General features: G+C 56.4%; 1 protein-coding gene and 1 pseudogene. Both read right to left on the bottom strand.

The features are described from left to right. Positions 1-1,519, bottom strand: a 1,519-nt coding sequence (locus tag DXB70_RS13925) for a VirB4-like conjugal transfer ATPase, CD1110 family (protein WP_182448458.1), incomplete at its 3' end; no start/stop codon positions are given. A gap of 79 nt (positions 1,520-1,598) precedes the next feature. After that, positions 1,599-1,759, bottom strand: a pseudogene (locus tag DXB70_RS14485) (PrgI family protein); the annotation flags it as partial.

Below are 1,759 nucleotides of genomic sequence, written 5' to 3'. Positions count from 1 at the left end.
AGCCGTCCTTGCCGCCAACGATCAGCTCCATCAGCGACAGGATAAAGTCGGCTTTCAGCGCCATCGGGTTTTCCTCGTCGAAGCTCAAATCAATGTCCATCGGATTGATGTGGTGGGGGCTGTCCGGGGCGATCTCGATGACCTGTCCGCCCAGCCGCCTGATAAGGGGCGAATATTCGCCCATCGGGTCCACCACGATAATGCGGTCTTTTGTGGCAAGGAACACATTCACAAGCTCCCGCTTTGCGGCAAAGGATTTGCCGGAGCCAGGCACGCCGAGGAACAGGCCGTTGGGGTTTTTGAGCTTTTTCCGGTTCGCCATGATGACGTTATGGGAAAGTGCGTTGAGCCCGTAATAGACGGCTTCGCCATCCATGCGGAGCTCCTGCGTCATAAAGGGAACGAAAATGGCCGTGGAGCTGGTCGTCATGCCGCGCTTGATCTCAATGCCGTTATGGCCCAGCGGAAGGCTGGAAAGAAAACCATCCTCCTGCTGGAAGTCCAGCCGCTTCAAGGTGCAGTTGTATTTCTGGACGATACCCGACACCGTGAACAGGTCATTGTCCAGCTCCCGGCGGGTCGGGGCCATGTTTACCACAAGGAAGGTCAGAAGGAACATTCGCTCATTCCGGCTCTGTAAATCTTCCAAGAGGGTCTTTGCGTCGTTGCTGTACGTTACAAGGTCGGGTGGAAGTATGTCCATGTCGTACCCTGACCGGGCTGCCTTCTTTTGTTCCTCCACCTTCATCTTGTCAATGTCGGAGACTTTGGCCTTGATGGATTTTACGGCGGCGGCCTGATCGACGGTTTGGATATGGAGAGTGATGGTCATTTCCGCATCCATTTCCAAAAGCTCCACCAGCAGCTTGTCCGAGAGCTCCGAGGCCAAAATCTGCAAGTAGGAGGCGGCACCCCAAGTCGTCCCCACCCGGAACAGACGGCTGAAACGGAAGTCGAAGCTGTCCGGGGCGATAAAGTCTTTGGTGGAAAGCCCGGTTTTGGGGATCATATCCCATGAAAACCGGAAGGGGGAGCCGCTGCCAGGGTGGAGCTGCCCGTGAAGAAGCTCCAGCCGTTCCAGCCCCGAAAGGGAGCGGCACTTGACGCCCAGCTTTTTGAAGTTCCCGCAAATGTCCGCCTCTACACGTTCCAGCCTTGCCCTGGCGGTGGGAAGGTCGTCCACATTCACGCCGAAGGTCAGGAGCTTTGTGCGGACAATGCCGTTGTTGCTTTTGGCGATCTGGTTTTCCAGCATTTCCACATACTCACACCGGACGCTGTTGTAATCATCGTCCTGCATGGGGATGTTCACGCTGTACCGGCTGCCCGGGCGGCTCCGGTGGTTGAGGAAGGAAAGCTGGAACGGAAGGCTGCTGTCAAAGTAGTTGAGGCAGGCGCTCCACCCGTCAAAGATGGCTGCCTGATCTTCGGACTGTGCGAGCTGGTAGTTGATGTCCTCGTATTCAATGGTTTTGGTGTAATAGCGGTCCGCTACCCGGCACACCCCGTCCCGGTACATTTCCCGGTAAGGGAGGGTCTGCTGGGCGGTGGTGGGAATGTTCTTTCCTTTCGTGAACAGGCCGGTAAGACCCTGCTTTTCAGGCTTTCTGCCTGCGGGCTTTCCGGCCCTTCTGCTGTTTCGCAATCGGCTGCGCCTCCTTTCTGGCGCTAAGCAGCGCATAGAAGTTTTCGGTTTTGTAAGGCCGCACACGGGGATAGAGGAACCGGGTGCGGATGATGTTTTTCAGCACTTTTTCCA

Source organism: Clostridium sp. OM05-5BH (genome assembly GCF_003481505.1).
GTDB lineage: Bacteria > Bacillota > Clostridia > Lachnospirales > Lachnospiraceae > Otoolea > Otoolea fessa.
The sequence above is the reverse complement of the archived record's forward strand: the minus strand, read 5'-3'. Positions and strand labels throughout refer to the sequence as shown.